A 6,115-nucleotide genomic window follows, 5' to 3' on the forward strand; every position below is an offset into this window, starting at 1 on the left:
GCCGCCGCCCGGCTCGGCCGCGAGGCCGCCGTCCGGCTGCTGCCGGCCGGTGCCCGCGGGCGGCCGTGCGCCGTGCTCGACCTGTCCGCACCGGCGCGCTCGCCGCAGCCCTTCGGCAGGGACCTCTACCCGGCCATCGCCGCACGCCACTCCAGCCGTCAGCCGTTCACCAACCGGGACGTCCCCGAGGCGCTGGTCGCCGAGCTCATCGCGGCGGCCCACGAGGAGGGCGCCACGCTGACCCTGCTGGAGGAGGCCGACGTCCGCCGGGTGCTCGCCCTCCAAGCCCCGCAGCCGGCGCCCGGTCGGGCGAGGGCCTGCGGGTGCTGCGGGCCCGGCCCGAGCTGCTCGGGCTGCTCGCCGTGACCTGGCTGTTCAACCTGTTCTACGGCCCCGTCGAGGTCGCGCTGCCGCTGTTCGTCGGGCAGGAGCTGCACGCCGGTCCGGGACTGCTCGGCCTCTACTGGGCGGCCTTCGGTACCGGCGCCGTGGCCGGCGCGCTGTTCGCCGGCGCCCTGCGTCGGCTCCCGCTGTGGCCGGTGCTGCTCGGCATCGTGGCCGGTCACGGGCTGGCGATGCTGCCCTTCGGGTTCCACGCCCCCGCGGCCGTCTCCCTGGCCGGCTTCGCCCTGGCCGGGGTGGTCTACGGCCCGTACAACGCCCTGGCCTTCCACCTGTTCCAGAACCTCACCCCGCCCGCCGCGCTGACCGCCGTCCTCGCCTTCCGGTCGGCCGTCCTCCTGGCCGCTTCCCCGGCCGGCGCGGCCCTCGGCGGCCCCCTGACCACCGCACTGGGGCCGCCGCTCGTCCTGGCCGGCACCGGCCTCACCATGCTGGCGACCGCCGCCGGCGCCGCCGCACTGCGGGCCCGCCGCACCAGGGCGTGCCTGATCGCCGGCGGGTGACGTCAGCCTGCGGCCGGGGCGGTCCGGGGTGCGCCGGGCCGCCCGCCGGGGGCGGGGTTGCGAGGCGGTCCCGGCCGGGCAACTCCCTTGGCGCCGCTCACCGTTCGCCGGGCGCACCGGTGGCGTCCGGAAAGCGGCCGTCACAGCTGCGGCGGGACCGGCCGGGTCTTCGACCGCCTCACCGCGATCCCGCGCGCGAGGTCGAACGCCGTCACCGGATCACCGTCGCCCGTCCACGGATGCGCGCCGCACCACGGGCCGATCAGCCGGAACTGGTCCACCGCCGGCGCGTACAGGCCCGCCTGGACGAGGTACGTCGCGAGGAGGTGCCGCAGCGCGGGCAGGTGCGGGTCGTCCGCCGGCACGGTCGACAGGGCGGCCGCGACCGCCCGTAGCCGACGCTTCGCCGTGGCGCCGGCCAGGAGTCGGCCGGCCGCCCTGCGCAGCGCCAGTTCGTGGATCGCGTGCAGGTAGATCCCGGGCAGCGGGCTTCCCGCGGGCGCGCCGTCCACGGCCCGCTCGGCGAACGCCAGCATCTGCCGGTCCGAGCCGGCCCACTTGGCGCACCAGTACTGCAGGCCCTGCCAGTGTCCGGCGTAGTGGTGCGGAGCGCGCTGGACCAGCCCGGCCCACAGCGGCGCGAACCGGTCGGGCGGGTACTGGGCCCCGCGCGCCGCCATCACCATGACCACCCACGGGCCCGGGTCCTCGGCGGACAGCAGGGCCGCCCGCCTGGCCGCCTCGATCGCGGCCGGCAGCAGCTCCCGGAACCGTGCCATGTTCCGGGGCGGCACCTCGTGGGCGTAGCCGGAACCCCGGACCGCCCAGGCGCGGCGCACCAGTACCAGGGCGTCCACCGTGGCCGCGTCGCAGTTGTTCGGGTCGGCCGTCCGCCAGTTCGTCAGCCAGGCGTCGTCCGTGTCCGCGACGTGGGCCAGCAGCTCCAGCCGGGACCAGCGCTCGTCCCAGTCCTGCCCGGCCGCCGCCGCGTACCCGGCGGCCCGGCCCCAGTCCCCGGTCCACGCGGCGTCGGCGATCGCCTGGCAGCGCCGGCGCTCCTCCTCGGACACCGGCGGTCCGGCCCGGCCGGGGTCGAGCCGCTCGCGCGGAACGAGGCCGTACGCGGCGGCGTCGAACCTGGTCCGCGCCCACCGCTCGGCGAGGTACCGGAAGGGCTGGTCGTGCAGCACGACGTAGACGAGCGCGATGACCAGCATCTCGAACAGAAGATCCACAGCCATGGATCCTCCCGGTTCGGAGGGCGCGCGTGCAACGCGGAAAAAGGGTCGCCGGACGGCCCCTTCCGTGCCAGCATGCCCGGTATGGGGACGATCCTGCACGGCACCCACGTGACCCTCCGGCCGGCCACCGACGACGACGTTCCGGCGCTCGTGGCGATCCGCTCGACGCCCGAGGTGTACGCCCGCTGGCGGGGCGGTGACGACCTCGCCGACGCCGTGGCCGGCGACCTCAAGGAGCCGGACACCGAGACCTTCGTGATCACGGTGGGCGGGCAGGTGGCCGGTGCCGTCCAGTGGTACGCCAACAACGACGACGAGTACCGCCACGCGGGCATGGACATCTACCTCGACCCGGCCCACCACGGCCGCGGCCTCGGCACCGACGCCGTCCGCACCCTCGCCCGCCACCTCGTCGGCCACCACCACTACCACCGGCTGATCATCGACCCGGCCGCCGACAACGCGGCGGCGATCCGCTGCTACGAGAAGGTCGGATTCCGCCCGGTGGGCACGATGCGCCGGTACGAGCGCGGCGCGGACGGCACGTGGCACGACAACCTGCTGATGGACCTCCTGGCGGACGAGCTCGTCGAGGAGTGACGGCGCGCCGGTGCAGCACGGCCCGGCCCGGCTCCTGGAGGGGAACCGGGCCGGGCCGTGGTGTCCGCGGTCGGGCGGGGGTCAGAAGACGAGCTTGACGACGGCGCTGGCCGCGGCCTTGCCCGCCGCGGAGAGGATCTCCTTCACGAGGTCGCCGAGGGCACCGGTGACGCCGGCGGCGAGGGTGTCCGTGGCGTCCAGGGTGGCCTTGAAGGTGCCGTTGAGGATGCCGTCCCACTTGGCGGTGATCTGCGGGTTGTTGCCGACGAAGGTGAAGTCGTCGTTGCGGTCGGGGGTGCCGAAGGGCAGGCCGGCGATGGTTCCCTCGGTGTGGCCGGAGTGCTGGAAGGTGAACACCGTCCCGTCCGGCGTCATCACCGCGGCGGTGATCGTGTAGTCGATGTTGTCGAACCCGCTGTCGTGGGCGTGCGTGCTGAACGAGAAGAAGCCGTCCTGCCGCATCACGACGTGGGCCGAACCGCCGATGGCGATGTCGGTGGTGACGTCCTGGTCGAAGTTCTTGCTCGACGTGTCGTACCAGAACTGGTCCTGGACCGAGGCGTCCCCGCCGGTGAACCAGAGCTCCATGCTGGCGGGGATGCGGGAGACGGCGGCGAGGCCGCTGGTGACGGAGGCGGTGCCGGCCGGGGCGAGTTCGAAGCCCTGCCAGGTGTTGCCCTCGTACCAGTAGCGGTCCTGCACCGACCCGTTCCCGCCGACGAACCAGAGCTCCATGCTGCCCGGGATCCGGGAGACCGCGGTGATGCCGCTGTGGGTGGAGGCACTGCCGGGGCCGGAGAGTTCGAAGCCCTGCCAGTTGCCGCCCTCGTACCAGTAGCGGTCCTGGACGGAGCCGTTGGCCCCGACGTACCACATCTCCATGCTGTTCGGGACGCGGGACACCGCCGCGACGCCGCCGGTGACGGAGGCGCTGCCGGGGCCGGAGAGTTCGAAGCCCTGCCAGTTGCCGCCCTCGTACCAGTAGCGGTCCTGCACCGAGCCGTTCGCCCCGACGTACCAGAGCTCCATGCTGTTCGGGACGCGGGAGACGGCCGCGATCCCGCCCATCGTGGAGGCGCTGCCGGGGCCGGAGAGTTCGAAGCCCTGCCAGTTGCCGCCCTCGTACCAGAACCGGTCCTGGACCGAGCCGTTGGCGCCGGTGAACCACACCTCCATGCTGTTCGGGATGCGCGAGACGGCGGCGACGCCGCCGGTGGTCGCGGCGCTGCCGGGGGGCGCGAGCTCGAAGCCCTGCCAGTTGTCGCCCTCGTACCAGAACCGGTCCTGGACGGAGCCGTTCGCCCCGATGAACCAGACCTCCATGCTGCCGGGGATGCGCGACACCGCCGCGATGCCGCCGTTCACGGAGGCGCTGCCGGCGGGCGCCAGCTCGTAGCGCTTCCACGGCGACCCCTCGTACCAGTACGCCCCCTGGACCGAGCCGTTGGAGGCGACCCACCACACCTCCATGCTGCCCGGGATCCGGGAGACCGCGGCGACCCGGCTCGACTGGTCCGCGCTGCCGGCCGACGCGAGCGTGAATCGGTTCCAACCCATCTGGGATCCTCCAGTGTCCGCTGCCGTGGAACACGGGCCGGGGAGCGCCCCGGCACGTGGGGGCCGGGCCGTCGGTGACGGCCCGGCTCGCGTCGAGCACCGGCCGGTTTTGCCGACCGGTGCTCAACTCGTGCACCCACGGTAGGAATTCGCGCGGACGAGGGCATGAGGCCGTGGTCCTGTACACGTCCCGGGACCAGCGCACCAGCCCGGAGCGCCCGGCCGTGGGACCACCCGGTGCCCCGCCGCGGGATCGGGCAGGCTCCCAGGGAACTCTCAGGAAGAGGCAACCGAACGGCAGTTCCCCGCTGTCTCCCATGTCACCGGGCACACGGGCCCGGGCGGCACAGGAATCCGGGCACCCAGCGCAATGAATCTGACAGGCACTCCCTTCCTCATCCTCACCATCCTCCTGTTCGTGGCCTCCATCGCGCTGGCCATGGCGCAGTGGCTGGGGGTGCGCGGCGGCGGCCGCTGGGCCTTCCCCGGGCGGACGCGGACCACGGAACAGCGGCGCGCGCCGCTGCGCGTGCTCTCGTACCTCGGCACCGTGCTGCTCTGCCAGTTCACCGCCGTGGCCATGGTCTTCGTCATCGTCAACAACGAGAACCAGCTCTACGGCACCTGGGGCGACCTGCTGGGCACCTCGAACCACGTCCGGGCCGTGCCCGTGCCCCCGAAGGACGAGGGCCTGGCCGGCGACCAGGCCGCCGCCTCCTCCGCCGCGGCCGCCACCGGACCGTCCGGCACCCCCGCGCCCAAGGTGCCGCAGGAGTTCCACGCACCGTCCTCGGACGCCGTGCCCAGGAGCGTGAAGCAGGCCGACCTCAAGGGCAGGCTCTCCGGCGTCGACGGTGAGGTCCTGGTCTGGACGCCGCCGCAGTACGACGACCCGGCGTACAAGGACAAGACCTTCCCGGTGGTCGAGCTGCTGGTCGGCTACCCCGGGGCCTCCAGCGCCTGGTTCGGCGAGACCATGGACGCGACCAAGCAGCTCGAACCGCTGATGAGGTCCGGCCAGGTGACGCCGTTCATCCTGGTCTCGCCGCGCGTCACCCTCCTCGGCGGCACCGACACCGGGTGCGCCGACGTCCCGGGCAAGGTCAACGCCGAGACCTGGCTGTCGCGGGACGTCCCGCAGATGATCGTGGACAACTTCCGGGCCGACACCACCCCGGACCGCTGGGCCCTGTCCGGCTACTCGGCCGGCGCCCACTGCGCCGCGCGCCTCGCGCTCGCCCACCCGAACCGGTACCGGGCCGCGATCAGCATGTCCGGCTACAACAACCCGGCCGGCGAGCCGTCCTCGCTGACCGCCAAGGACCCGAAGCTGCGCGAGACCTCCAACCCGCTCTACATCCTGACCCACGCCCCGACGCCGCCGAACGTCGCGCTCTACGTGACCGGCAAGCGCGGCGACGGCCTGGAGGACGCGACCGCCCTCCAGCAGGCGGCGAAGAGCCCGACCACCGTCACCCCGGTCGAGACCACCGGTGCGCACCTGACGTCGACGTGGAAGCCGCTGGTCGTCCCGACCTTCAAGTGGCTGACCGGGATCATCCCGCCCCGGTAGCGGTCAGCGCGGCTCCCCGGTGGGGGTGAACGGCGGCCCCGGGGCGATGGGCGTCGGGGCGATCGTGATCACCGGCCCCAGCGGGGCGCAGCCGTTCCACGTGACCGCCTGCCAGGGCGGGCAGGCGGTCGGCCGCGGCGGCAGGGTCGGCACCGGCCGCGGCGGCGGGGACGGCCATCTCGATGCGGCTGCCGCTGATCGACGGGCACGGGAACTTCGGTTCGCTGGGCAACGACGAC

At 73.8% G+C, this 6,115-nt stretch carries 6 protein-coding genes and 1 pseudogene; 4 read left to right on the forward strand and 3 right to left on the reverse strand.

What is annotated here, in order from left to right; genetic code table 11:
* Both ABZ885_RS33670 and ABZ885_RS33675 read left to right on the forward strand, forming a co-directional pair.
* Window positions 1-366 (forward strand): annotated as a pseudogene (locus ABZ885_RS33670) (hypothetical protein); the annotation flags it as partial.
* Window positions 324-905: a hypothetical protein gene (locus ABZ885_RS33675; protein ID WP_360197257.1), complete on the forward strand. Its 582-nt coding sequence runs from the start codon at window positions 324-326 to the stop codon at window positions 903-905. The pseudogene ABZ885_RS33670 and the gene ABZ885_RS33675, both read left to right, overlap by 43 nt.
* 140 nt (window positions 906-1,045) lie before the next feature.
* Here the strand turns inward: ABZ885_RS33675 and ABZ885_RS33680 are convergent, their stop codons facing one another.
* Window positions 1,046-2,146, reverse strand: coding sequence for a hypothetical protein (locus ABZ885_RS33680; RefSeq protein ID WP_360197260.1), 1,101 nt, complete (start codon window positions 2,144-2,146; stop codon window positions 1,046-1,048).
* Window positions 2,147-2,227: 81 nt separating this feature from the next.
* Between ABZ885_RS33680 and ABZ885_RS33685 the strand changes: the two genes are divergently transcribed.
* Window positions 2,228-2,746, forward strand: coding sequence for a GNAT family protein (locus ABZ885_RS33685; protein WP_360197263.1), 519 nt, complete (start codon window positions 2,228-2,230; stop codon window positions 2,744-2,746).
* 81 nt (window positions 2,747-2,827) lie between these two features.
* Here the strand turns inward: ABZ885_RS33685 and ABZ885_RS33690 are convergent, their stop codons facing one another.
* Window positions 2,828-4,303 (reverse strand): hypothetical protein, encoded by a 1,476-nt coding sequence (locus ABZ885_RS33690; RefSeq protein WP_360197266.1) that lies wholly within the window; start codon window positions 4,301-4,303, stop codon window positions 2,828-2,830.
* Window positions 4,304-4,673: 370 nt separating this feature from the next.
* Between ABZ885_RS33690 and ABZ885_RS33695 the strand changes: the two genes are divergently transcribed.
* Window positions 4,674-5,876, forward strand: coding sequence for an alpha/beta hydrolase-fold protein (locus ABZ885_RS33695; protein ID WP_360197268.1), 1,203 nt, complete (start codon window positions 4,674-4,676; stop codon window positions 5,874-5,876).
* Here ABZ885_RS33695 and ABZ885_RS33700 read toward each other — a convergent pair.
* Window positions 5,860-6,115: hypothetical protein (locus ABZ885_RS33700; RefSeq protein ID WP_360197271.1), on the reverse strand; the 256-nt coding region annotated here is incomplete at its 5' end. The two genes, ABZ885_RS33695 and ABZ885_RS33700, sit on opposite strands and share 17 nt — an antisense overlap.

Source organism: Kitasatospora sp. NPDC047058, assembly GCF_040643935.1.
In the GTDB taxonomy this organism is placed as follows: Bacteria; Actinomycetota; Actinomycetes; order Streptomycetales; family Streptomycetaceae; genus Kitasatospora.

Coding starts and splice junctions, on each gene's coding strand:
- ABZ885_RS33680 (WP_360197260.1), bottom strand. CDS start 2,146: ATGGCTGTGGATCTTCTGTTCGAGATGCTGGTCATCGCGCTCGTCTAC.
- ABZ885_RS33685 (WP_360197263.1), top strand. CDS start 2,228: ATGGGGACGATCCTGCACGGCACCCACGTGACCCTCCGGCCGGCCACC.
- ABZ885_RS33690 (WP_360197266.1), bottom strand. CDS start 4,303: ATGGGTTGGAACCGATTCACGCTCGCGTCGGCCGGCAGCGCGGACCAG.
- ABZ885_RS33695 (WP_360197268.1), top strand. CDS start 4,674: ATGAATCTGACAGGCACTCCCTTCCTCATCCTCACCATCCTCCTGTTC.